The following is a 23,004-nucleotide window of genomic DNA, read 5'->3' as shown; positions in this document are numbered from 1 at the left end:
GGCTAGTGTCGCCAGCGTGAACCAGAACTCCAGCCCAGCCCTCTCGCCCGAGATGAACGGCGCCGGTGGGATGTACGGCCTCGACGACCACATCTACCAGCGCCTCCTCCGTGAGCGCATCGTCTTCCTCGGCTCCGAGGTGCGCGACCAGAACGCCAACGCGATCTGCGCGCAGCTCCTGCTGCTCTCCGCCGAGGACCCGGAGGCCGACATCTTCCTCCACATCAACAGCCCCGGTGGCTCCGTCGACGCCGGCATGGCGATCTACGACACGATGAACTACATCCCCAACGACGTGGCGACCGTCGGCATGGGCCTGGCGGCCTCCATGGGCCAGTTCCTGCTCTGCGCCGGCACCAAGGGCAAGCGCTACGCCCTGCCGCACGCGCGCATCATGATGCACCAGCCGTCCTCGGGCATGGGCGGGTCCGCCTCGGACATCAAGATCCAGGCGCAGCAGTCGATCCACATCAAGAAGGTGCTGCTCGACCTCATCGCCGAGCACACCGGCCAGAGCGTCGAGCAGGTCGTCGCCGACGCCGACCGCGACCGGTGGTTCACCGCCGACCAGGCGGTCGAGTACGGCCTCGTCGACCAGGTCATCACCAGCGCCCGCGAAGCCGCCGACGAGGGCCGCCCGGCCCGGACCAAGGACTGATCACATGAACTACTACATCCCGCAGTGGGAAGAGCGCACCTCCTACGGCTTCCGCCGCATCGACCCCTACGCCAAGCTGTTCGAGGAGCGCATCATCTACCTCGGCACGCCGATCAGCGACGACGTGGCCAACGCGGTCATCGCGCAGCTGATGTGCCTGGAGACGATGAACCCCGACACCGACATCAGCATCTACATCAACAGCCCCGGCGGCTCGTTCACGGCCCTGACGGCGATCTACGACACGATGCGCTTCATCAAGCCGGACGTGCAGACCGTGTGCCTGGGCCAGGCGGCCTCGGCGGCCGCGATCCTGCTGGGCGCCGGCGCCAAGGGCAAGCGGATGGCGCTTCCCAACAGCCGCATCCTGATTCACCAGCCCTACACCGAGGGCACGTTCGGCCAGACCTCCGACATCGAGATCCAGGCCAACGAGATCCTGCGGATGCGCGAGCTGCTCGAGCGGATGATCGCCGACTCCAGTGGCAAGGACATCGACCAGGTCAGCCGCGACATCGAGCGCGACAAGATCCTGACCGCCGAGCAGGCCGTCGAGTACGGCCTCATCGACGCCGTCATCGAGTCCCGCAAGGGCGCTCCGGCGCTCGTCTGAGCCCGACCCCCCGGGCGAATCGAACATGACCCGCGACATCTCGTGTCCGGCCCCCGCGGGGGCCGGACACGGGGTACCGTCGTCGGGCCTGTTGCAAGGTGTGAACAGCCGGAGCCCCCATCCGGCGAGACTGGAGGACACGACTCGTGGCACGAATCGGTGACGGCGGCGACCTGCTCAAGTGCAACTTCTGCGGCAAGAGCCAGAAGCAGGTCAAGAAGCTCATCGCTGGCCCCAACGTCTACATCTGCGATGAGTGCATCGAGCTCTGCAACGAGATCATCGAGGAGGAGCTCGCCGAGGGCTCGGAGGTCAGCCTCGAGGAGCTGCCCAAGCCGCGCGAGATCTTCGAGTTCCTCAACTCCTACGTGATCGGCCAGGAGCACGCCAAGAAGTCCCTCGCCGTCGCGGTCTACAACCACTACAAGCGAGTCCAGGCCGGGCTCCAGCCGGTGACCGGCAAGGCCAAGGACGACGCGGTGGAGGTCTCCAAGTCCAACATCCTCGTCATCGGCCCCACCGGCTGCGGCAAGACGTACCTCGCCCAGACCCTCGCCCGGATGCTCAACGTCCCGTTCGCGATCGCCGACGCCACCGCGTTGACGGAGGCCGGCTACGTCGGCGAGGACGTCGAGAACATCCTGCTCAAGCTGATCCAGGCCGCCGACTACGACGTCAAGAAGGCCGAGACGGGCATCATCTACATCGACGAGATCGACAAGGTGGCCCGCAAGGCGGAGAACCCCTCGATCACGCGCGACGTCTCCGGCGAGGGCGTCCAGCAGGCGCTGCTCAAGATGCTGGAGGGCACCACCGCCTCGGTGCCGCCGCAGGGCGGGCGCAAGCACCCGCACCAGGAGTTCATCCAGATCGACACGACGAACATCCTGTTCATCGTGGGCGGCGCGTTCGCGGGCCTGGAGCAGATCATCGAGCAGCGGGTGGGCAAGAAGTCCCTCGGCTTCACCGCCGAGGTGCGCGGCGCCGCCGAGCGCGAGGCCGACGACCTGCTCGCCCAGGTCCGTCCCGAGGACCTCACCAAGTTCGGCCTGATCCCCGAGTTCATCGGTCGTCTGCCGCTCATCGCGAGCGTGAGCAAGCTCGACCGCGAGGCGCTGGTCCAGATCCTCACCGAGCCGCGCAACGCGCTCATCAAGCAGTACCAGAAGCTCTTCGACATCGACGGCGTCGAGCTCGAGTTCACCGACGACGCGGTCGACGCCATCGCCGAGGCGGCGCTCGAGCGCGGCACCGGGGCTCGCGGCCTGCGCGCGATCATCGAGGAAGTGCTCCTCTACGTCATGTACGACGTCCCCTCGCGCGGTGACGTGGCCAAGGTGGTCGTGACCCGCGAGGTGGTCGAGGACGACGTCGCCCCGACGCTCATCCCGCGTGAGTCCGAGGGTCGCAAGAAGAAGTCGGCCTGAGCCGACCGGCCCGGGCGCCTGCGCTGCTGGCCCGCCGTAGGAGCAGTTCGACTTCCAGGTCTCGGTTCCGCGTCATGGCGGGGGCGCGCTGACGTCTCCTCAGCATGTGGAGACCGGACCCCGCAGGGGTCGACCAGGTGCGACCGCTCGTCGGCTTCGCGCTCGCCGCGGTGCTGTGCGCGGTCCTCATGGCCGTCTCGATGTCCGGCGGCTGGCGGCACGACCTCTTCCGACCCGCGCCGCCCATCGCGGCACCGGTCACCGACCCGCCCGCCTCGCCGCCGAGCGAGGAGGCCGTCTCCGGTGTCGTGCGCATCCCCGCCGAGCTGAGCCCGCCGTCGCTCGGCGCCGGCACCCCTGCGACCGGGTCCGCCGCGACCGAGTCCTCGACCGCGCAGCCCGCTCCCGTGCCCGCCGCGGCCGAGGACCGTGACGCCGCCGCGACCACTCGCAAGCCGAAGTGGAATGCTACGAAGGCGGCTCGCAAGGCGGACCGGGACACGGCGAAGGCGCGCCGAGCCGGCACAGCCTCCCGCTGACCTCGTGAGCGGTGGCTGAGCCACGTCAGGCAGCCGCGGGATGTGGCTGACCCACCGCTGGTCTGTCGAGCGGTGGCTGAGCCACATTGGCCCGTCGTGGGATGTGGCTGGCGCACCGCCGCTCCGGGCGAGCGGTGGCTGAGCCACAACCAGGAGCGCCGGGATGTGGCTAGCTCACCGCCCAACCCCGGCGCGCGTACGCCCGCCAGCGCGGCGCGGCGTACGCCGGTCAGTCCTCCGTCGGCGCGAGCTCCGCGGACACCTGCAGCTCCGTCAGCGACTCGTCGGCGACGAACTCCAGGTCGCCGACGATGGTGCCCACGGCGCGGAGGTCGTCCTGCGCCTCGCGAGCGGCCTCGACCAGCCCCTGGGGACCGGTGATCACGACGCGGGACAGGGGAGCGCGCATCTTCGCCTTGGCCTGCGACTTCGCGCCGCGGATCCCGGTCAGCGCGGAGGCGACGGCGTCGAGGACGAGCGGCTGGGCGGCGGCCGCGGACCCGAGGTCGGCCGCGGTCGGCCACGAGGCGCGGTGGATGGATCCGTCCTGCCACCACGACCACACCTCCTCGGTGGCGTAGGGCAGGAACGGCGCGAGGAGGCGCAGCTGGACGTGCAGCGCGATGGCCAGCGTCGCCCGGGCCGAGTCGGTGCCGACCCCGCCCTCGGCGTCGTACGCGCGCTCCTTGACCAGCTCGAGGTAGTCGTCGCAGAACTCCCAGAAGAACTTCTCGGTGACCTCGAGCGCGGTGGTGTAGTCGTAGACGTCGAACGCCTCGGTGGCGCGGCGCACCACCGTCTCGAGCCGGCCGAGGAGGGCGCAGTCGACCGGCGCGCTCACGGCGCTGGGGGTCAGCGTTGTGGCGCCGACGTTGCCGAGGACGAACTTCGAGGCGTTGAGCACCTTCATCGCCAGCCGGCGACCGACCTTCATCTGCGACTCGTCGAACGGCGAGTCGAGGCCTGGGCGGCCGATAGCGGCGCGCCAGCGGACGGCGTCGGCGCCGTACTTGTCGAGGATGTCGGTGGGGACGACGACGTTGCCCTTGGACTTCGACATCTTCTTGCGGTCCGGGTCGACGATGAAGCCGGAGATCATCGCGTGCGACCAGGGCACGACCTGGTGCTCGAAGTCGGCGCGCACGACGCGGGCGAACAGCCAGGTCCGGATGATGTCGTGCGCCTGGGTGGCGAGGTCGTAGGGGAAGACGCGCGAGAACAGGTCGTCGTCGACCTCCCACATGCCGGCGATCTGCGGGGTCAGCGAGGAGGTGGCCCAGGTGTCCATCACGTCGGGGTCGCCGATGAAGCCGCCGGGCTTGCCGCGCTGGTCCTCGGTGTATCCGTGCGGCGCCTCGGTGGAGGGGTCGACGGGGAGCTGGTCCTCGGTCGGCAGCAGCGGGTGGTCGTGGTCGGGCTCGCCGTCGGCGTCCAGCGGGTACCAGACGGGGAACGGGATCCCGAAGAACCGCTGGCGGGAGATCAGCCAGTCGCCGTTGAGACCGCCCACCCAGTTGTCGTAGCGGTGCTTCATGTGGGCCGGGATCCAGGTGATCTCCTCGCCGCGCACGAGCATCTCCTTGCGCAGCGCCGCGTCCTTGCCGCCGTTCTTGATGTACCACTGGCGCGTCGCGACGATCTCGAGCGGCTTGTCGCCCTTCTCGTAGAAGTTCGCCATCCGCTGCGTCGCCCGCGGCTCGCCGTCGAGGTCGCCCGACTCGCGCAGGAGGGCGACCATCGCCTCCCGGGCGCTGAAGGTCGTCTTGCCGGCCAGCTCGGCGTACGCCGTCGCGGCGGCGTCGGCGGCCAGCCACTCGGGCGTCTCGCGCAGCAGCCGGCCGTCGCGGCCGACCACTGTGCGGACGGGGAGGCCGAGCTCGCGCCACCACATGACGTCGGTCAGGTCGCCGAACGTGCAGCACATCGCGATGCCGGCGCCCTTGTCGGGCTCGGCGGCAGGGTGGGGGAGCACCGGGATCTCGACGCCGAAGACCGGCGAGGTGACGGTGGTGCCGAAGACGCCCTGATAGCGCTCGTCGTCCGGGTGCGCGATGAGCGCGACGACGCTCGGGATCAGCTCGGGACGGGTCGTCTCGATGTGGATCGGGCTGCCGTCGGGGCGGTGGAACGCGACGCGGTGGTAGTGGCCCGGGTAGTCGCGGGCCTCGAGCTCGGCCTGTGCCACGGCGGTCTGGAACGTGACGTCCCACAGCGTGGGCGCCTCGGAGAGGTACGCCTCGCCGCGCGCGTAGTTGCGCAGGAACGCGCGCTGGCTGACGGTGCGGGAGTGGCGCCCGATCGTGGTGTACGTCGGGTTCCACTGGACCGAGAGACCGAGCTGGCGCCACAGCGCCTCGAACGCCTTCTCGTCCTCGACGACGAGCTGCTCGCACAGCTCGATGAAGTTGGGCCGGCTGATCGGGACCTGCTTCTTGGGGTCCGGCTTCTCCGGCGGGGTGAAGTCGGGGTCGTAGGGCAGCGCGGGGTCACAGCGGACGCCGAAGTAGTTCTGCACGCGACGCTCGGTCGGCAGGCCGTTGTCGTCCCAGCCGATCGGGTAGAACACGGCCTTGCCCTGCATCCGCTGGTAGCGGGCGATGAGGTCGGTGTGGCTGTAGGAGTAGACGTGCCCGACGTGCAGCGAGCCGCTGACGGTCGGCGGGGGAGTGTCGATCGAGTAGACGTTCTCGCGCGGCTGCGTGCGGTCGAACGCGTAGGTGTCGTTCTCCGCCCACGTGCGCGACCACTTCTCCTCCAGGCCCTCCAGCGCCGGACGCTCCGGTACGACGACGGCACGCGGGTCGGTGCTCGGAGTCGTGTCCGGCGCGGCGTCCGGGGTCTGGGTGGCGGGGGTCTCAGTCATGGCCTGAGTCTATTGACGCGCCTCCGGCCTGCGAAAACGACTTCGCGTGCGCCACGCGGCATCGCTAGCGTCCGCGCATGGACCTGGAGTTCTTCGACGCGCCGCAGCCCTTCCTCGACGCCGCCGGCGACCTGCTCGCCGCCGAGCCCGTGCTGGGCAGCGTGATCGCGAGCGTGACCCAGCGGACCGCGCGGGAGCTGGCCGACGGGAGGGACTCGTGGGCGGAGGTCGGTGCGCCGTTCCGGCGCTGGTGGGTGGTCGTCCGCGACGGCTCCGGCACGGTGGTCAGCGCGTCGATGCGCACCGCGCCGTTCCAGCCGCACCCGGCGTTCGTGCTGCCCATGGACGACGACGCGGCCCGGGCACTCGCGGCGGCGCTCCACGCTCGCGGGGAGTTCCTCGGCGGGGTCAACGGTGCGCTTCCGGGTGCCGAGGTGCTCGCCCAGGAGACCGCCCAGCTGACCGGCGGGGCGGTCGTCGCGGACAAGGCCACCCGGCTGTGGGAGGCCACCTCCGTCGAGGTGCCGCCCGCACCGGAGGGCCGGCTGCGCCGCGCCACCGAGGACGACGCGGAGCTCGTGCTGTCGTGGTTCGAGGCCTTCCACATGGAGGCCGACGAGCAGGCCGGACGCGAGCCCGACCCTGCCTCCGGCGACCACAACACCCTGGAGAGCGTCCTCGTGCGGATCCGGGAGGGCGTCGAGTGGTTGTGGGAGCTGCCGGACGGGACCGTCGCCCACCTGACCGGCGCGGGGCTGCCGGCGTACGGCGTGTCCCGCATCGGCCCGGTGTTCACGCCGCGCGAGTTCCGCGGACGCGGCATCGCGTCCCACGTCGTCGGCGAGCTGACCCGCCGCGGCCTCGAGGCCGGACACCGGATGTGCCTGTTCACCGACCGGGCCAACCCCACCTCGAACAAGATCTACGCCGGTCTCGGCTACGAGCCCACCGTGGACATGGCCGAGCACCTCGTCCGGCCGGCAGGATCGCAGCAGCCCTAGACTCGGGGAGCCATGACTGACGCCCCCGAGCACGACCCGGTCGACCGCGACGACGTCGACGCCCCCCGCCTCGCCGAGACCTTCGACGAGGTCGAGGACGCCCTGCTGTCCCGCTGGCCCGAGACGCGGCTCGAGCCGACGCTCGAGCGCATCGAGGCGTTCACCGAGCTGCTCGGCGAGCCGCAGCGCTCCTTCCGCTCGGTGCACCTGACCGGCACCAACGGCAAGACCAGCACGAGCCGGATGATCGAGACGCTGCTGCGTGCCCTGGACCTGCGCACCGGCCGGTTCACCTCGCCCCACCTGGAGCGGATGAGCGAGCGGATCAGCATCGACGGGGAGCCGCTCGACGACGAGGCCTTCGTCCGCGCCTTCAACGACGTGGCGCCGTACACGCACCTGGTCGACGCGGAGCAGGACCATCCGCTGAGCTTCTTCGAGACGGTCGTCGGGATGGCGTACGCCGCCTTCGCCGACGCTCCGGTGGACGTGGCCGTGGTGGAGGTCGGCATGGGGGGCGGCTGGGACGCGACCAACGTCATCGACGCAGACGTCGCCGTCGTCCTGCCGATCGCCGTCGACCACGCCAAGTACCTCGGCGACGACCCCGCCTCCATCGCCGCCGAGAAGGCTCGGATCATCAAGCCCGGCGCCGTCGCGGTGCTGGCCGAGCAGACCCCTGAGGTCGCCGCGGTCCTGCTCGAGCGCGTGGCCGAGGTCGGCGCCACCGTCGCCCGCGAGGGCATGGAGTTCGGCGTGCTCTCGCGCACGCCCGCCGTCGGGGGCCAGGTCGTCTCGCTGCAGGGCCTGCGCGCTGCCTACGACGACGTCTTCCTGCCGCTCTACGGCGCCCACCAGGCGCAGAACGCCGCCGTCGCGCTCGCCGCGGTCGAGGCCTTCGCCGGCAGCGGGGCCCTCGACGAGGACCTGGTGCGGGCGGCGTTCGCCGAGGTCACCTCGCCGGGGCGGCTGGAGATCATCCGCCGCAGCCCCACGATCGTGCTCGACGCCGCGCACAACCCGCACGGCGCCGAAGCCGTGGCAGCGGCGCTGGAGGACTCGTTCTCGTTCAGTCCGCTGATCGGCGTGATGGGCGTGATGGAGGACAAGGACCACGAGGGCGTGCTGGCCGCGTTCGAGCCGTACCTCGCGCACCTGGTGTGCACCCAGAACTCCACTCCGCGGTCGATGTCCGCAGCCGCGCTCGGTCGCGCCGCTGCCGGGATCTTCGGCGAGGACCGGGTCAGCGTCGTGCCCGACCTCGCCGACGCGATCGACCGCGCCGCCACCCTGGCCGAGGCCGGCGAGGCCATCGACGTCTCGATCGGGGCGGGCGCGGTGCTGGTGACCGGCTCGGTCGTCACCGTGGGCGAGGCGCGCGGGCTGCTCAAGGGCCGGCGATGAGCGAGTCGGCGGGCGGCGAGCGGTCGCCCCGCCGCGGCATGTGCGCCGCGGTGCTGAGCCTCGAGGCGATCACTCTGGGCCTGTCCACGCCGGTCATGATCACCATCGCCGGCGTCGCGACCGGCACGGCGGTCGCGGTCGGGCTGGGGCTCGCCGTGATCTGCCTGCTGCTGGCCGGGATGCTGCGGGCGCAGTGGGCCTACCTGGCCGGCTACGTCGTCCAGGTCGCGGCCGTCGCGCTCGGCTTCGTGGTGCCGGTGATGTTCGCGCTGGGCGCGATCTTCGCGGTGCTGTGGACGACGGCCGACCTCCTGGGGCGCAAGATCGATCGGGAGCGTGCCGCGGCGTGGGCGGCCTGGCGGGCCGAGCAGGAGTGAGCCTGGCTAGGCTGCGCCCATGACCGACGTGCAGCGTTCCCTCGTCCTCGTCAAGCCCGACGGCGTGCGCCGCGGCCTCTCGGGCGAGATCCTGCGCCGGATCGAGGCCAAGGGCTACACCCTTGCGGCCGTCGAGCTGCGCACCGCGACCCCCGAGATCCTCGCCGCCCACTACGCCGAGCACGAGGGCAAGCCGTTCTACGGCCCGCTCGTCGACTTCATGCTGTCCGGACCCGTGCTCGCGGTCGTCATCGAGGGCCAGCGCTGCATCGAGGGCTTCCGCTCCCTGGCCGGCGCGACGGACCCCACCGTCGCCGCCCCCGGCACCATCCGCGGAGACCTCGGTCGCGACTGGGGCCTGGCGGTCCAGCAGAACCTGGTCCACGGATCGGACTCCGAGGACTCGGCCGCTCGCGAGATCGGGATCTGGTTCCCCGAGCTCGGCGCGTAGCGCGAGCTCGCTCGCGGCTACGCGGCGAGCGAGGCATCTCTCACGCCGCGCGAGGCAGCTTTCACGAGGCCTCCTGCACGAGGCATCTTTCACGCCGGCCCCACCCGCCTCGCGCGTGTCCTGCCGCGAACACCGTCCCGCGCTCCTTAACCTGAGCGTGGGTCGGCGGGAGTGCTGACCCCTCTTCCCGGTACGACCCGACCTGCAGGGGCAGCAGCGGCAATGGCACACAGCTTCATCGGCCGAGACATGGCCGTCGACCTCGGCACCGCCAACACGCTGGTCTATGTGCGCGGCAAGGGCGTCGTGCTGGACGAGCCGTCCGTCGTCGCGATGAACACCACGACCGGCGAGGTGCTCGCCGTGGGCCACGAGGCCAAGCGGATGATCGGCCGGACCCCCGACAACATCGCCGCCATCCGCCCGTTGAAGGACGGCGTGATCGCCGACTTCGAGGCGACCGAGCAGATGCTGCGCTACTTCATCCACCAGGTGCACCGGCGCCGCTACTTCGCCAAGCCCCGCATGGTCATCTGCGTGCCCAGCGGCATCACCGCGGTCGAGCAGCGCGCCGTCAAGGAGGCCGGCTACCAGGCCGGCGCCCGGCGCGTCTACATCGTGGAGGAGCCGATGGCCGCCGCGATCGGCGCCGGCCTGCCGGTGCACGAGGCCACCGGCAACATGGTCGTCGACGTCGGCGGCGGCACCACCGAGGTCGCCGTGATCAGCCTGGGCGGCATCGTCACGAGCCTGTCGGTCCGCACCGCCGGCGACGACCTCGACCAGGCGATCATCGCCTGGATGAAGAAGGAGTACTCCCTCATGCTGGGGGAGCGCACCGCCGAGGAGATGAAGATGACCCTCGGGTCGGCCTTCCCGCTCCCCAGCGAGCCGGACGCCGAGATCCGAGGCCGCGACATGGTCTCCGGCCTGCCGCGCACCGTCGTGGTCTCCAGCTCCGAGCTGCGCCAGGCACTCGAGGAGCCGATCCACGACATCGTCGACGCCGTGCGGGCCACGCTCGACCAGACGCCTCCGGAGCTGGCCGGCGACATCATGGATCGCGGCATCGTGCTCACGGGTGGCGGTGCCATGCTCCGCGGCCTCGACGAGCGCCTGCGCCACGAGACGGGCATGCCCGTCCACGTCGCCGAGGACCCGCTGTCCTCGGTCGCCTACGGCGCCGGCAAGTGCGTGGAGGAGTTCGAAGCCCTGCAGCAGGTCCTCGTCTCGGACCCGAGGCGCTTCTGATGGGAGGAGCCTGATGGGTGCGCTGTCCAACCACGACGGACGCGAGCGACGCTGGAAGGGACTCGACCGGCTCGAGTCGCGCCGAGCGCCGCGCTCGCTGCTCGTGGCGCTGCTGCTCGCGAGCGCCACGCTGATCACGCTCGATGCCTCCGGCGGCGAGGACTCGCCGCTGGAGCCGGTCCGCCGGGTGGTGGGGGAGGCGTTCGGTCCGGCCGAGTCCGCCGCGGCCGCCGCCGTACGACCGTTCACGGCCGTGCCGGCCTGGTTCCGCAGCAAGGGCGACCTCGCCGACCGGGTGCGCGACCTCGAGGCCAGCAACGCCGAGCTGCGCGGGGAGGTCCAGCTCGCCGGCTTCGACCGCAACCGCCTCGAGCAGTACGACGGGCTGACCACCGCCGCGTCCGACCTGGGCTCGGCGCTCGTCCCCGCCCGCGTGGTGGCGCTCGGTTCGCGGCAGTCGCAGAGCTTTACCGTCACCATCGACGCCGGCTCGGAGGCCGGCGTGGGTCCCGACATGACGGTCGTCAACAACGACGGACTGGTCGGCCGGGTCCTGCGGGTCACCCGCACCACCGCGACGGTGCTGCTGGTGATCGACCCCGACTCCACGGTCGGTGGCCGCGTCGGGTCCAGCATGGAGATCGGCTTCGTCACCGGGAGCGGCTCGCTGGACCAGGAGTCCGGGCTGGACCTGCGCCTGGTCGACGGCGCATCCGTCCCCGCGCGCGACGACACGGTCGTGACCTGGGGAAGCACCACCGGCCCCTACGCCCCGGGCGTGCCGATCGGCACGATCACAGAGGTCTACAGCTCGCTGCGCGAAGCCACCCAGCGCGCGGTCGTCAAGCCGTTCGTCGACTTCTCCTCCCTCGACGTGGTCGGCATCATGGTGCCCAGCGGCACCGACAGCGACCGCGCCATCATCGAGGCCGACGGGAGCCTGAGGTGACCTACGCACGCTGGGCGGCCGCGCTGGCGGCCGTCGTCCTCGCCCTCGTCGTGCAGGTCTCGCTGTTCCCGCACGTCGCCTGGCACGGCATCGTCCCCAACCTGTGCCTGCTCGTCGTGGTCGCCGCGGCCCTGACGGTCGAGGCGCCGTTCGCGCTGTTGCTCGGCTTCGCGGCGGGCCTCACCCTCGACCTCGCGCCCCCGGCCGACCACGTCGCCGGACGCTGGGCGCTGGCGCTGACGATCGCGGCGTTCCTGGCCGGGCGGGTGCGGCAGGACGTCAAGCCGACCGCCCTGGCCGTGGTGGGCACGGTCGCCGCCGCGTCGTTCGTCGCGACGTCCGTCTTCGCGCTCAGCGGCGTCCTGCTCTCGGACCCCGCGATGTCGATCGCGGGGCTGCTGGAGGTGGTGCTCGTGGCCGTGGTCTGGGACGTGCTGCTCACCCCGTTCGTGCTGCCGCCGCTGATGAGGCTCTTCGCCAGGCTCAGTCCGCAGTGGGTCGCGCCGTGATCCCGGGCGCCCACCGGAGCCGGCTGCGCCTCGTGGTCGTGCAGGCCCTCGCCTTCTCGCTGTTCGCGACGCTGTTCGTCCGGCTCTACTACCTGCAGGTCATCGGCGGGGAGTCCTACCAGGCGCAGGCCGCCGACCAGTCGGTGCGCGACATCGTGGTGCAGCCGCAGCGCGGACTGATCGTCGACAGCCAGGGCCGCCCGCTGGTCGCCAACCGCACCTCGTGGGTCATCTCCGTCGACCGCACGGTGTTGGGCAAGCTCGAGGAGCGCCAGCGCACCGAGCTCGTGCGCCGGGTCTCGGTGGTCGTGGACGCGCCGCCGGAGGACGTGGAGGCCCGGTTGGTCACCTGCGGCGACCCCGGCAGCGTGCGCGACGTGTGCTGGAACGGCTCGCCCTACCAGCCCGTCCCGGTCGCCACGGACGTGCCCAAGGACGTCGCCCTGCGCGTGCTCGAGCAGCCGGAGGACTATCCGGGCGTGCTGGCCGAGCAGCAGGACGTCCGCTCCTACCCGCGCCCGTTCGGCATCAACGCCGCCCACCTGCTCGGCTACCTCAGCCCGATCACCGAGGACGAGTACGACCTCGCCGCGGAGCGCGACGACCGATCGCTCAACGGCGCCTCGGTCGTGGGCCGTGCCGGGGTCGAGAAGGAGTACGACGAGTGGCTGCGCGGGCTGCCCGGCTATCGGCGCGTCGCCGTCGACTCGATGGGACGGGTGCTCGGCGACGACTCGGTGGTCGAGAGCACGCCCGGCGACACGCTCGTCACCTCGATCGACGCCAAGGTGCAGGCCGTGGTCGAGCGGCAGCTCGCCGAGCGCATCGCCTACCAGCGCACCCAGTTCGACGACGTCACCGGCCGCAATTACGTCGCCGACTCCGGTGCGGCGGTGGTGCTGGACGCGAAGACCGGTCGCGTCGTCGCGATGGCCAGCCAGCCGACGTACGACCCGGACGTGTGGACGGGCGGCATCAGCGAGGCGCAGCTGCGCCGGCTCTACTCCGAGGCGGCCGGCACCCCCCTGCTCTCCCGTGCCACGCAGGGACAGTTCGCGCCGGGGTCGACCTGGAAGCCGTTCATGACCGCCGGCGCGCTGATCAACGGCTACACCGTCGACAGCCGGCTCGACTGCTCGTCGGGCTTCCAGGTCGGCAACCGGGTCTTCAAGAACTACGAGTCCCAGCCCTACGGCAGCATCGGCTTCGCCAAGGCCCTCGAGGTGTCCTGCAACACCTTCTTCTACCGGGTCGGCTACGACTTCTGGCAGCGCCTGGGCAGCGATCCCGCCGACGTCGACGCGCGGGACCCGCTCGTCGAGGCGGCCAAGATGTTCGGCTTCGGCTCGCGCACCGGCATCGACCTGCCGGGCGAGGCGCCGGGGCGCATCGCCGACCGTCGGTGGAAGCAGGACTACTACGAGTCGCAGAAGGACTACTACTGCGACCTCAGCAGCCGGCCGCAGACGCCGGACACCAGCGACTTCGTCTACCGGTTCGCGCGGGAGTTCTGCCTCGAGGGCAACCTCTACCGCGCCGGTGACGCGGTGAACTTCTCGATCGGGCAGGGCGACACGATCGTCACCCCGCTCCAGCTCGCGCGTGCCTATGCGGCGCTGGCCAACGGGGGCACCCTGTGGGTGCCGACGGTCGCGAAGGCGCTCGTCAGCCCCGACGGCGAGGTGCTGCGTCGCATCGCGCCCCGCAAGGCCGGTCGCGTCGACGTCCCGGCTCGGCTCCTCGACTACATCGACTCAGCGCTCGAGGGGGTCACCCGCCAGGGCACGATGGCGTGGAAGATGGGCGGCTTCCCGCTCGACCAGGTCACGGTGCGCGCCAAGACCGGCTCCGCGGAGGTCTACGGCAAGCAGTCGACCGGCTGGGTGGCCTCCTACAACGAGGACTACGTCGTGGTCATGATGATCAGCCAGGGCGGCACCGGCTCGGGATCGACCGGCGACGGCATCCGCGCGATCTGGGAGGCGCTCTACGGGGTCGAGGGCGAGTCCGTACGCCCGGCCCGCGCCGCCACGCCGGGGACCGTCCCGCCCGCGCGGCTGCCGCAGTTCCTCGAGGACGGCTCGATCATGCCGCCGGCCGCGGGGGAGTGAGCGCGATGACCGTCCTGTCCACCCGCCCGGCGCGGCCCGCGCAGACCGCCGGCACCCTGCGCGCCCCCGGCCTCGACTGGCCGCTGGTGCTCGCCGCGCTGGCGCTGGTCACCCTCGGCACCCTCCTCGTCTGGTCGGCCACCTCGACGCGCGCCGACCTGACCGGCGGCGACCCCAACGCCTACCTGCGCAAGCAGCTGGTCAACGTGGCGATCGGCCTGGTGCTTATGGTCGCGGTGCTGGCCACCGACCACCGGTGGGTGCGGATCCTCGCGCCGGTGGCGTACGTCGCCAGCGTCGGCGGGCTGGTGGCCGTGCTCGTCGCCGGCAGCACGGTCAACGGGTCGCGCTCGTGGCTCCAGCTGGGCGGGATGTCCATCCAGCCCTCGGAGTTCGCCAAGCTGGCCGTGGTGGTCGGCATGGCGCTGGTCGTCGCCGAGCGCACCGAGCGGCGCTGGGGACGGCGAGTGGGCAGCCTGGAGGTCGTGGCGATGCTCGCCATCGCCGGCGTCCCTGCCGTGCTCATCCTGCTGCAGCCCGACCTCGGGACCATGCTCGTGCTCTCCGCCACCGTCTTCGGCGTCGTGGCCGTCGCCGGCGCCGGGTCGCTGTGGCTGTGCGGGCTCACGCTCGGTGCCGTCGTGGGCGCCGTCGCCGCGGTGTCGATGGGAGTGCTCAAGCCCTACCAGGTCGACCGGTTCCTGGCCTTCACCAACCCGGGGCTCGACCCGCGTGGCGCGGGCTACAACACCGAGCAGGCCCGCATCGCCGTGGGCAACGGCGGGCTCTTCGGGCAGGGGCTCTTCGACGGCTCCCAGACCCGCTCGGGCTTCGTGCCCGAGCAGCACACCGACTTCATCTTCACCGTCGCCGGTGAGGAGCTCGGCCTGGTCGGTGCCGGTCTGGTGATCCTGCTGCTCGCCGTGGTCATCTGGCGCGCGCTCACGATCTCGGCGCGCGCCGGCGACCTCTTCGGGCGGGTGGCGGCAGCCGGCATCGCCTGCTGGTGGGGGTTCCAGGCGTTCCAGAACATCGGCATGTGCCTGGGCATCATGCCGGTCACCGGCGTTCCCCTGCCCTTCGTCTCCTACGGCGGCAGCTCGCTGTTCGCCGGCATGCTCGCGCTGGGGCTGCTGCAGAACATCCATCTCCGCACGACGGGCGGCCCCGGACGCTAACCGGCCGGTCCCGGCGACGCGGTGTCGCAGGTGTCCGGGGCCGGCAGCCGCACGTCCGCCCACAGCCGGTGGTGGTCGGAGACCCCCGACGGTGCGACCTGGCTGAGCAGCGGACGCATCCCACGCACGAAGAGGTAGTCGATCTTGCGGCCGCCACTGCTGGTGGCCGAGCGGCCCTGGCCGGAGGCGGTCCAGGTGTCGGTGAGCTCGCGCGCGATGGTGGCGACGGCGGCCGAGGCGGGCCACGCGTTGAGGTCGCCGCCGAGGACGACCGGCAGCTCGTCCTCGGCGAGGACGCCCGCGACCTGGCGCGCCTGGGCGAGGCGTACGTCGGCGTCGGTGGCCTCGAGGTGGGTGTTGTAGACGCGGATCGCCTGGCCCGCCACCTCCAGCGTGACCCACTGGAGCCCCCTCGCCTCGGCGCCGGGGCCGCGCACGAGCCCGATGCGGCCCTGCTGCACGATGTCGAAGCGGCTCAGGACGAGGGTGCCGTAGTGACCGGTGCCGCGGACCAGGTTGGCGCTGAACGAGCCGTCCATGCCGACCGCCTCGGCCAGCACCTCGGCCTGGTCGACGGAGCCGCTGCGCAGCATCCTGCGGTCCACCTCCTGCAGCAGCACCACGTCCGGCTCCAGCGCGAGGATCTCGCCGGCGACGGCGTCGAGCGTGCCGGTGGAGCGGTGCGTGTTGAAGGACATCACCCGCAGGTCCACGGCCGTCCGGTTCTCCTCGCAGACCAGCTCGGCGAGCCCCTCGGGAGGCGAGGGGACGGTGTCGGGTGCGTCCGGTGCGTCGGGCACCTCGGGGGACGGGTCGGAGGGCTCGACCACCTCGGGAGCGTCGGTCGGGGTGCTGACCGTGGGCTCGGGCTGCTCCGCGCCGGGCTCGTCCGCACTCCGGTCGCGCAGGAACAGGAACACCAGGGCGGCGAGGATCAGCACGGTGGCGCCGATGCGCAGCACCTCCTCGCGCCGGCTCATCGCACCCCCTTGCTGGACACCGCTGGTCGTGGTTAGGCCGCACCGGGCGTGGCGACGTACTCTTGATGATCGCGCAGCGGGCCAACGAGTCCGTCATTCTTCCCCGTCCAGCCCGATCACCGAGGTAGGTGTCCCCGTATGTCCGTCGCGTCGGTCTTCTCGCGCCTCGAGGCCAAGCTGCCGTCGGTGCAGAAGCCGATCCAGTACGTCGGCGGCGAGCTCAACTCCGTCGTGAAGGACTGGGACTGCGCGGCGGCCTCCGAGACGGGCGGCCCCACGGTGCGCTGGGCCCTGATGTACCCCGACGCCTACGAGGTCGGGCTGCCCAACCAGGGCGTGCAGATCCTCTACGAGGTGCTCAACGAGCGCGACTGGATCCTGGCCGAGCGCACCTACTCGGTGTGGCCGGACATGGAGCAGGTGATGCGCACCGGTGACGAGCACGGGCCGATCCCACAGTTCACCGTCGACAGCCACCGCCCGGTGGCCGCCTTCGACCTGTTCGGGCTCAGCTTCTCCACCGAGCTCGGCTACACCAACATGCTCAACGCCCTCGACCTCGCCGGGATCCCGCTGCACGCGGTCGACCGGGGCGAGGACCACCCGGTCGTGATCGCGGGCGGGCACGCCGCCTTCAACCCCGAGCCGATCGCCGACTTCATCGACGCCGCCGTGCTCGGTGACGGCGAGGAGGTCGTCCTCGCGATCTCCGAGGTCGTGCGCGAGTGGAAGGCCGAGGACCGGCCGGGCGGGCGCGAGGAGCTCCTGCGGCGGCTCGCGGTCACCGGCAACATCTACGTGCCGCGGTTCTACGACGTCGCCTACGCCCAGGACGGGTCGATCGAGGCCGTCGTGCCCAACCGGCCCGGCATCCCGTTCCGCGTGCGCAAGCACACCCTGATGGACCTCGACCAGTGGCCCTACCCGGCGAACCCGCTGGTCCCGCTGGCCGAAACCGTCCACGAGCGGTTCTCCGTCGAGATCTTCCGAGGCTGCACCCGCGGCTGCCGGTTCTGCCAGGCCGGCATGATCACCCGGCCGGTGCGCGAGCGGTCGATCAAGACGATCGGCGACATGGTCGAGAACGGCATCCGCAAGTCCGGCTTCGAGGAGGTCGGCCTGCTGTCGCTGTCCAGCGCCGACCACACCGAGATCGGCGACGTCGCCAAGGGCCTCGCCGACCGCTACGAGGGCTCCAACGTCTCCCTGTCGCTGCCCAGCACCCGCGTCGACGCCTTCAACATCACCCTCGCCAACGAGTTCTCCCGCAACGGCCGGCGCTCGGGGCTGACGTTCGCCCCCGAAGGTGGCTCCGAGCGGATGCGCAAGGTGATCAACAAGATGGTCACCGAGGAGGACCTCATCCGCACGGTCGCGGCGGCGTACTCCCACGGCTGGCGGCAGGTGAAGCTCTACTTCATGTGCGGCCTGCCGCAGGAGACCGACGAGGACGTGCTCGCCATCGCCGACCTCGCCAAGCGGGTGATCGCCAAGGGCCGCGAGGTGTCCGGACGCAACGACATCCGCTGCACGGTGTCGATCGGCGGGTTCGTGCCCAAGCCGCACACCCCGTTCCAGTGGGCCCCGCAGCTCGACCACGAGGCGACCGACGAGCGCCTGCGGCTGCTGCGCGAGGTCGTGCGGCAGGACAAGAAGTACGCCCGTGCGATCGGGTTCCGCTACCACGACGGCAAGCCCGGCATCGTCGAGGGACTGCTCTCGCGCGGCGACCGCCGGGTGGGTCGCGTGATCGAGGAGGTGTGGCGCGACGGCGGCCGGTTCGACGGCTGGAGCGAGCACTTCTCCTTCGACCGCTGGATGGCCTCCGCCGAGCGCGCGCTGGCCGGCACGGGCGTGGACGTCGACTGGTACACGACCCGCGAGCGCGACTACGACGAGGTCCTGCCGTGGGAGCACCTCGACTCCGGCCTCGACAAGGACTGGCTCTGGGGTGACTGGGAGGACGCCCTCGCGGCGGCGGCCGGCGCGGACATCGAGATCGAGGACTGTCGCTGGACGCCGTGCTACGACTGCGGGGTGTGCCCGGAGATGGGCACCGAGATCCAGGTCGGGCCGACCGGGCAGAAGCTGCTGCCGCTCAGCGTCGTCTGAGGTGCGCGCGGCCGGACCGGGGGACCGCGGCCACTGCGGTAGCCTCGAGCGCCGACGCACGCGCGTCGCAGCAACGACGGCAGGGACACGGACGGGAGCACGATGGGTGACGAGCAGCAGGGCCAGGCCACCGGCCTGGTCACGGGGGACGCGGCGGCAGCAGGGCTCGCGCAGCGGGTCGAGGAGCTCGAGCGCGAGCTGCTGAGGGCGCGTCAGGCGGCGCTCGTCAGCCGCGACCACGTGGTCGGCATCGAGGCCGAGATCGGCCGCCAGAACGCCGACATCCTCCGGCTCACCGCCGACCTGCGACGGGTCTCGGCGCGGGCCGCGCGGCTCGCCTCTGTCAAGAAGGCGCAGCAGAAGCGCATCGTCGAGCTGCGGTCGCGCCTCGAGACCGTCCGCAAGCGCAACGCGGCCCTCACCTCGCGGGTGCAGGATCTCGAGACCGCCCGCCCCTCGCTCGCCCGCCGGGTGGCCCGCCGCCTGCGGGGACGGGCGCGATGAGCGCACCGCTCTTCTCGATCGTCACCCCCGTCTACGACCCACCGCTCGAGGTCTTCCAGGAGACCTTCGCCTCGGTGCTGGCACAGGAGCTCCCCGACTGGGAGTGGGTGCTGGTCGACGACGCGTCCCCGTCGCCCCAGGTGCGCGACTGGATCCGCGAGCAGGCCGCGACCGACGACCGGATCCGACTCGTCGAGCGCGCCGACAACGGGCACATCGTCCGGGCGACCAACGACGGTGTCGAGGCGGCACGGGGGGAGTTCCTCGCGTTCGTCGACCACGACGACCTGCTCACCCCCGACGCGCTGGCTGTCATGGCGCGCCACATCGCCGACCAGCCCGACGTCGACTACCTCTACTCCGACGAGGACAAGGCCGACGCCGACGGCACGCTGCACTCGCCGTTCCGCAAGCCCGACTGGTCTCCCGAGCGGCTGCGCGGGCAGATGTACACCTCGCACCTGTCGGTGATGCGCACCTCCCTGGTGCGCGAGGTTGGCGGCCTCCGCGAGGGCTACGACGGGTCCCAGGACCACGACCTCGCGCTGCGGGTCAGCGAGCGCGCGCGGCGCGTGGTCCACGTGGCCCGGGTGCTCTACCACTGGCGTGCGATCGCAGGCTCCGCCGCCGCGGACATCGGCGCCAAGCCCTACGCGACGATCGCCGGGCAGCGCGCCGTGCAGGACCAGCTCGACCGCCTCGGCATCCGCGGGCGCGTCGAGCAGGGCGCCGAGCCCGGCCGCTACGTCATCCAGCGCGACCTCGACCCCTTGGTGCGGGTCTCGATCGTGATCCCGACCCTCGGCAGCTCCGCGCTCGTCTTCGGTGAGCGCCGGGTGCTCGTCGAGGAGACCGTGCGCTCCGCGCTGACGCGCACCGACCACGACGACGTCGAGGTCGTGGTCGTCCACGACACCCCGACCCCGCCCGAGGTGCTGGAGCGGCTGCGGGAGATCGCCGGCGACAAGCTGGTGCTGGTCGAGTTCGACAAGCCGTTCAACTTCTCCGAGAAGTGCAACGTCGGCGCCCTGCACGCGACGGGCGAGCGGCTGGTGTTCCTCAACGACGACGTGGAGGTGATCAGCGAGCGCTGGCTGGAGAACCTCGTCGGCCCGCTCGACGAGCCCGACGTCGGCCTGACCGGAGCCAAGCTCTACTTCAGCGACAGCTCGATCCAGCACGCCGGTCACGGCTACTGGAACAAGCACTACCACCACCCGTTCCGCTTCCGCACCCGCCAGGACCCCGGGCCGTTCGGCGAGCTCGCGGTCAACCGCGAGGTCACCGGCGTGACCGCCGCGTGCGCCGCCGTGCGGCGCGAGGTGTTCGTCGCGATCGGCGGGTTCACCGAGGCGCTGCCGTCGAACTTCAACGACGTGGACTTCTGCTACAAGATCGCCCACCACGGCCTCCGCACGGTCTGGGTGGCCAACTGCGAGCTCTTCCACTTCGAGTCGCAGACGCGCGACGGCACGGTGGAGGCGTGGGAGCGGCACTTCGTCGTACGCCGCTGGGGCGTGCCCGACGTCGACCGCTACACCCCGCCGGGGCTCGCCGCGCCGATGCTCGACCCGCACCGGGTGCTCGACGTGCAGCTGCACGAGACGTCCCGGACGAGCGGTCGGCGCCGGGGCCGCAGGTCGCCGGAGGCCTGACGGCCCTCAGCCGTCGCCCAGCACCTCGGGCGGGCCGGGCATGGGCATCGGCGACCCGTCCTCCCTGCCTTCGCGTTCCACACCCGACGGGCCTGCCGGGCCTGCCGGCCGGCCGGGCCTCGGGACGCTCTCCGCGGGGCCGGGCGGACCCTGCTCAGGCGAGGTTGAGGTCGACCAGGCGCCAGAGCGTCAGCACCAGCGATGCCGCCGCGATCCCCCAGAGGATGGCCGAGCTGGTGCGGGTGCGCACGCACGCGACGGTGCTCAGAGCCAGCGGGGCGATCAGCGCCATGCCGTAACGGCTCGGCAGTGGGATGTAGGACCCGCTCGTGACGTAGGAGATCACGATGAGGCCGATGCTGCAGGCGATGCCGCTGATGATCGTCGCGCGGGCGAGGTCCTGCTCGCGCTCCTGCCCGACGCCGAAGATGGCGGTCGCCACCGTGCCCGCGGTCACCGTGAGCGTGCCGAGCGTGCAGGCGAGCACGACCAGCTGCGGTGTGCCGACCAGCACCCACGGGTTGCTCAGCGGCTGCAGCAGGACGAAGAGGCTGTCACCGATGCCGTACCAGGGGAACGCGCCCACCTGGAACCTGGTGGCCATGTCGGGGAGGGCCTCGTCGGAGATCTGCGGCATCGAGGAGACGTACGACGTCCACGCGAAGGTGCCGGCGAGCGCGGTGACCGCAGCGACGGCGCCCGTGACGAGGGGCCAGTGCGCCCGCTCGCCGCGCTGCAGCCCGCGCAGCCACCGGATCAGGAGGTAGAGGGCGACCACGGCCACGCTGCACAGGTAGGTCATCTTCACGAGCGGGGCGATCGTCGCGATCAGGACGAGCACCGCGATGCGCCGCTTCGTGGGTCTCTCCTCGACCCAGGTCAGCGCCAGGACCAGACCAGCGCTGAGGGCCAAAGCGGTCGCGTCGGGCGCGATGGTGGATGACGGGTAGAGCAGGGCCGGTCCGGAGACCAGCAGCACGCAGATGGCGGCGAGGGGGCCCCGGTCGAGGCCGCGGCGACGTCCCGCGGCGAAGAGCAGCAGGGCGCCCAGCGCGAGCCAGAAGCCGCCGACGAGACGTCCGGACGTCACGAGGTCGTCGGCGGGGGTGACCAACTCGATGCCGCTGGCGACGACCTTGGTCGCGGTGTAGTAGAGCGGCGTGTAGATGGAGGCGGTGTTGTAGCCGCGCTCCTGGAAGTTGTCGGGGTCGAGCCTCCCGCGCACGCATCCCGGGGGCCCGAAGCCCTCGAAGTCCATGCCCCGGCACAGCTGCTGGTGCATGGCGAACTGTCCGACGCGGTCGGTGGGGGAGGGGTGGCCCGGCGCACGGTCGAGGTAGTCGATGTGCTGGAGCTCGTCGACCGGGCTGAGCTTGGTGTAGCCGTCGACGTGCAGGCCCACGAGCAAGCCGGACAGCACGACGATCATCGCGACCACCAGTGCATTCGCGCGCCCGAAACGCCTCCCGACGTCTCGTGCCTTCATGCGGCGCACCTTACCGGCGCGGCCGGTGCGTCGATGAACCGGCCGTACGAGGCGGTCGCAGTCCATGCTCGCCACGCAGCCCGGCCCGCACACCCGCGCCGGCGTTGCGGAGCCTGGCGCCGCGGCCGGGTGCCAGCACGGTCACGATGGCGAGGTGGCGCGCAGCGCGTACGACGGCGCCAGCCGCCCAGCGCGGGTGGCGGCGGCCGTGGCGGCGCACGACCCGCACGAGGTTGCGCCACTGGTAGTAGTAGCGGAACTGGCTGGCCACCACGAAGGGCAGCCGGATGCCGCCACCGGTGACGAGCGGCTGCCCGAGCCGGTGGTCGAGGGACACGCCGGGCGCGACGACCGCGGTCAGGCCCACGTCGAGCGCGCGGAGCCAGTAGTCGCTGTCGACGCCGTCGATCACCAGCGACTCGTCGAAGTCACCCACCGCGTCCAGGGTCGCCACGGGCAGCAGCAGCCCGGACTGGATCGGCTCGCCGCCGGGCCGGAAGACGTCGGCGTTGTCGGTACCTCCTCGCCGAACCGTCGTGATCGTCCCCGGGGACGTCATCCCCACGCGCATCCCCGCCTCGCGGGCAGCCCGCTCGGCAGCCGCCAGGCCGGCCAGGAAGCCGTCGGGAACCTCGGAGTCCTGATCGAGGGTGAGCACGTGGGTGAGGGTGGGGTCCGCCGCGCGGGCCGCACCGATCCCGGTGTTGAGCGCCGCGCCGATGCCGCGGTTGGCGCCGTGGCTGAGGACCCTCGCGCCGAGGGCGGCGCACTCCGCGAGGACCGCGGCTGCATCGCTCGAGCCGTCGTCGACGACGACGACGTGCGCGACCTGGCCGACCACGGAGCGCACCGCGGTCGTCAACGTCTCGCCGGGCTGGTAGGCCGTGATCACGGCAGCGGTGCGGTGGGAGGTGGTCATGGCGCGACTAGAGTAGG

20 protein-coding genes are annotated in these 23,004 nt (G+C 71.6%); 16 read left to right on the top strand and 4 right to left on the bottom strand.

Annotated features, from left to right (window positions below; translation table 11 throughout):
• Positions 1-52: 52 nt before the first annotated feature.
• The 4 genes from J3P41_RS03235 (at position 53) to J3P41_RS03220 (ending at position 3,237) form a co-directional block, all read left to right on the top strand.
• Positions 53-658 carry an ATP-dependent Clp protease proteolytic subunit gene (locus J3P41_RS03235; protein WP_210440612.1) on the top strand — a complete coding sequence of 202 codons (606 nt, stop codon included), beginning with the start codon at positions 53-55 and terminating at the stop codon, positions 656-658.
• 4 nt (positions 659-662) lie between these two features.
• Entirely contained in the window at positions 663-1,271 is a 609-nt protein-coding gene (locus tag J3P41_RS03230; protein ID WP_172265128.1) for an ATP-dependent Clp protease proteolytic subunit, read from the top strand.
• Positions 1,272-1,417: 146 nt separating this feature from the next.
• Positions 1,418-2,698: an ATP-dependent Clp protease ATP-binding subunit ClpX gene (gene clpX, locus J3P41_RS03225; protein WP_210648792.1), complete on the top strand. Its 1,281-nt coding sequence runs from the start codon at positions 1,418-1,420 to the stop codon at positions 2,696-2,698.
• A gap of 137 nt (positions 2,699-2,835) precedes the next feature.
• A complete protein-coding gene (locus J3P41_RS03220) occupies positions 2,836-3,237 on the top strand; it encodes a hypothetical protein (RefSeq protein ID WP_210648791.1) in 402 nt (133 codons plus the stop codon).
• 229 nt (positions 3,238-3,466) lie between these two features.
• Here J3P41_RS03220 and valS read toward each other — a convergent pair whose 3' ends face one another.
• Complete coding sequence (gene valS, locus J3P41_RS03215) at positions 3,467-6,100, bottom strand: valine--tRNA ligase (protein WP_210648790.1); 2,634 nt, start codon at positions 6,098-6,100, stop codon at positions 3,467-3,469.
• 77 nt (positions 6,101-6,177) lie between these two features.
• Here valS and J3P41_RS03210 point away from each other — a divergent pair, with 77 nt between their 5' ends.
• The 9 genes from J3P41_RS03210 to rodA all read left to right on the top strand — a co-directional run bounded on the left by J3P41_RS03210 (position 6,178) and on the right by rodA (position 15,331).
• Positions 6,178-7,101: a GNAT family N-acetyltransferase gene (locus J3P41_RS03210; protein ID WP_210648789.1), complete on the top strand. Its 924-nt coding sequence runs from the start codon at positions 6,178-6,180 to the stop codon at positions 7,099-7,101.
• A 12-nt stretch (positions 7,102-7,113) separates the two neighbouring features.
• The gene (locus tag J3P41_RS03205) at positions 7,114-8,505 is read left to right on the top strand and encodes a folylpolyglutamate synthase/dihydrofolate synthase family protein (RefSeq protein ID WP_210648788.1); all 1,392 of its coding nucleotides are present in this window, start codon (positions 7,114-7,116) and stop codon (positions 8,503-8,505) included.
• Complete coding sequence (locus tag J3P41_RS03200; RefSeq protein ID WP_246861434.1) at positions 8,502-8,882, top strand: DUF4233 domain-containing protein; 381 nt, start codon at positions 8,502-8,504, stop codon at positions 8,880-8,882. Before J3P41_RS03205 ends, J3P41_RS03200 begins: the two co-directional genes overlap by 4 nt.
• A 19-nt stretch (positions 8,883-8,901) precedes the next feature.
• The gene (ndk, locus tag J3P41_RS03195; RefSeq protein ID WP_210648787.1) at positions 8,902-9,333 is read left to right on the top strand and encodes a nucleoside-diphosphate kinase; all 432 of its coding nucleotides are present in this window, start codon (positions 8,902-8,904) and stop codon (positions 9,331-9,333) included.
• Between the two features lie 222 nt (positions 9,334-9,555).
• Positions 9,556-10,584, top strand: coding sequence for a rod shape-determining protein (locus J3P41_RS03190; RefSeq protein WP_210648786.1), 1,029 nt, complete (start codon positions 9,556-9,558; stop codon positions 10,582-10,584).
• A 13-nt stretch (positions 10,585-10,597) separates the two neighbouring features.
• Positions 10,598-11,533, top strand: coding sequence for a rod shape-determining protein MreC (mreC, locus tag J3P41_RS03185; RefSeq protein ID WP_210648785.1), 936 nt, complete (start codon positions 10,598-10,600; stop codon positions 11,531-11,533).
• Positions 11,530-12,042, top strand: a complete 513-nt coding sequence (mreD, locus tag J3P41_RS03180; RefSeq protein WP_210648784.1) for a rod shape-determining protein MreD — start codon at positions 11,530-11,532, stop codon at positions 12,040-12,042. The genes mreC and mreD overlap by 4 nt, the downstream gene beginning before the upstream one ends.
• Positions 12,039-14,153 carry a penicillin-binding protein 2 gene (mrdA, locus tag J3P41_RS03175; RefSeq protein WP_307861803.1) on the top strand — a complete coding sequence of 705 codons (2,115 nt, stop codon included), beginning with the start codon at positions 12,039-12,041 and terminating at the stop codon, positions 14,151-14,153. Before mreD ends, mrdA begins: the two co-directional genes overlap by 4 nt.
• A gap of 5 nt (positions 14,154-14,158) precedes the next feature.
• Positions 14,159-15,331, top strand: a complete 1,173-nt coding sequence (gene rodA / locus J3P41_RS03170) for a rod shape-determining protein RodA (RefSeq protein WP_210648783.1) — start codon at positions 14,159-14,161, stop codon at positions 15,329-15,331.
• Here the strand turns inward: rodA and J3P41_RS03165 are convergent.
• Positions 15,328-16,311 carry an endonuclease/exonuclease/phosphatase family protein gene (locus J3P41_RS03165; RefSeq protein ID WP_210648782.1) on the bottom strand — a complete coding sequence of 328 codons (984 nt, stop codon included), beginning with the start codon at positions 16,309-16,311 and terminating at the stop codon, positions 15,328-15,330. The two genes, rodA and J3P41_RS03165, sit on opposite strands and share 4 nt — an antisense overlap.
• A gap of 138 nt (positions 16,312-16,449) precedes the next feature.
• Between J3P41_RS03165 and J3P41_RS03160 the strand changes: the two genes are divergently transcribed.
• The 3 genes from J3P41_RS03160 (at position 16,450) to J3P41_RS03150 (ending at position 20,582) form a co-directional block, all read left to right on the top strand.
• Positions 16,450-18,423, top strand: coding sequence for a TIGR03960 family B12-binding radical SAM protein (locus J3P41_RS03160; protein WP_210648781.1), 1,974 nt, complete (start codon positions 16,450-16,452; stop codon positions 18,421-18,423).
• Positions 18,424-18,525: 102 nt separating this feature from the next.
• Positions 18,526-18,927 (top strand): hypothetical protein, encoded by a 402-nt coding sequence (locus J3P41_RS03155; RefSeq protein WP_210648780.1) that lies wholly within the window; start codon positions 18,526-18,528, stop codon positions 18,925-18,927.
• Positions 18,924-20,582, top strand: coding sequence for a glycosyltransferase (locus J3P41_RS03150; protein WP_210648779.1), 1,659 nt, complete (start codon positions 18,924-18,926; stop codon positions 20,580-20,582). Before J3P41_RS03155 ends, J3P41_RS03150 begins: the two co-directional genes overlap by 4 nt.
• 154 nt (positions 20,583-20,736) lie before the next feature.
• Here the strand turns inward: J3P41_RS03150 and J3P41_RS03145 are convergent, their stop codons facing one another.
• Together J3P41_RS03145 and J3P41_RS03140 are read right to left on the bottom strand one after the other, a co-directional pair.
• Positions 20,737-22,068, bottom strand: a complete 1,332-nt coding sequence (locus J3P41_RS03145; RefSeq protein ID WP_210648778.1) for a hypothetical protein — start codon at positions 22,066-22,068, stop codon at positions 20,737-20,739.
• A 10-nt stretch (positions 22,069-22,078) separates the two neighbouring features.
• A complete protein-coding gene (locus J3P41_RS03140; RefSeq protein WP_210648777.1) occupies positions 22,079-22,987 on the bottom strand; it encodes a glycosyltransferase in 909 nt (302 codons plus the stop codon).
• Positions 22,988-23,004: the final 17 nt, after the last annotated feature.

Source organism: Nocardioides sp. SYSU D00065, assembly GCF_017916425.1.
Classification (GTDB): Bacteria; Actinomycetota; Actinomycetes; order Propionibacteriales; family Nocardioidaceae; genus Nocardioides.
Note: the sequence above shows the minus strand (reverse complement) of the source record. Positions and strands in the feature narration are given on the sequence as shown.

Coding starts and splice junctions, on each gene's coding strand:
- J3P41_RS03200 (WP_246861434.1), top strand. CDS start 8,502: ATGAGCGAGTCGGCGGGCGGCGAGCGGTCGCCCCGCCGCGGCATGTGC.
- J3P41_RS03155 (WP_210648780.1), top strand. CDS start 18,526: ATGGGTGACGAGCAGCAGGGCCAGGCCACCGGCCTGGTCACGGGGGAC.
- ndk (WP_210648787.1), top strand. CDS start 8,902: ATGACCGACGTGCAGCGTTCCCTCGTCCTCGTCAAGCCCGACGGCGTG.
- rodA (WP_210648783.1), top strand. CDS start 14,159: ATGACCGTCCTGTCCACCCGCCCGGCGCGGCCCGCGCAGACCGCCGGC.
- J3P41_RS03140 (WP_210648777.1), bottom strand. CDS start 22,987: ATGACCACCTCCCACCGCACCGCTGCCGTGATCACGGCCTACCAGCCC.
- J3P41_RS03150 (WP_210648779.1), top strand. CDS start 18,924: ATGAGCGCACCGCTCTTCTCGATCGTCACCCCCGTCTACGACCCACCG.
- J3P41_RS03230 (WP_172265128.1), top strand. CDS start 663: ATGAACTACTACATCCCGCAGTGGGAAGAGCGCACCTCCTACGGCTTC.
- J3P41_RS03160 (WP_210648781.1), top strand. CDS start 16,450: ATGTCCGTCGCGTCGGTCTTCTCGCGCCTCGAGGCCAAGCTGCCGTCG.
- J3P41_RS03190 (WP_210648786.1), top strand. CDS start 9,556: ATGGCACACAGCTTCATCGGCCGAGACATGGCCGTCGACCTCGGCACC.
- J3P41_RS03210 (WP_210648789.1), top strand. CDS start 6,178: ATGGACCTGGAGTTCTTCGACGCGCCGCAGCCCTTCCTCGACGCCGCC.
- J3P41_RS03235 (WP_210440612.1), top strand. CDS start 53: ATGAACGGCGCCGGTGGGATGTACGGCCTCGACGACCACATCTACCAG.
- J3P41_RS03205 (WP_210648788.1), top strand. CDS start 7,114: ATGACTGACGCCCCCGAGCACGACCCGGTCGACCGCGACGACGTCGAC.
- mreC (WP_210648785.1), top strand. CDS start 10,598: ATGGGTGCGCTGTCCAACCACGACGGACGCGAGCGACGCTGGAAGGGA.
- J3P41_RS03165 (WP_210648782.1), bottom strand. CDS start 16,311: ATGAGCCGGCGCGAGGAGGTGCTGCGCATCGGCGCCACCGTGCTGATC.
- valS (WP_210648790.1), bottom strand. CDS start 6,100: ATGACTGAGACCCCCGCCACCCAGACCCCGGACGCCGCGCCGGACACG.
- J3P41_RS03145 (WP_210648778.1), bottom strand. CDS start 22,068: ATGAAGGCACGAGACGTCGGGAGGCGTTTCGGGCGCGCGAATGCACTG.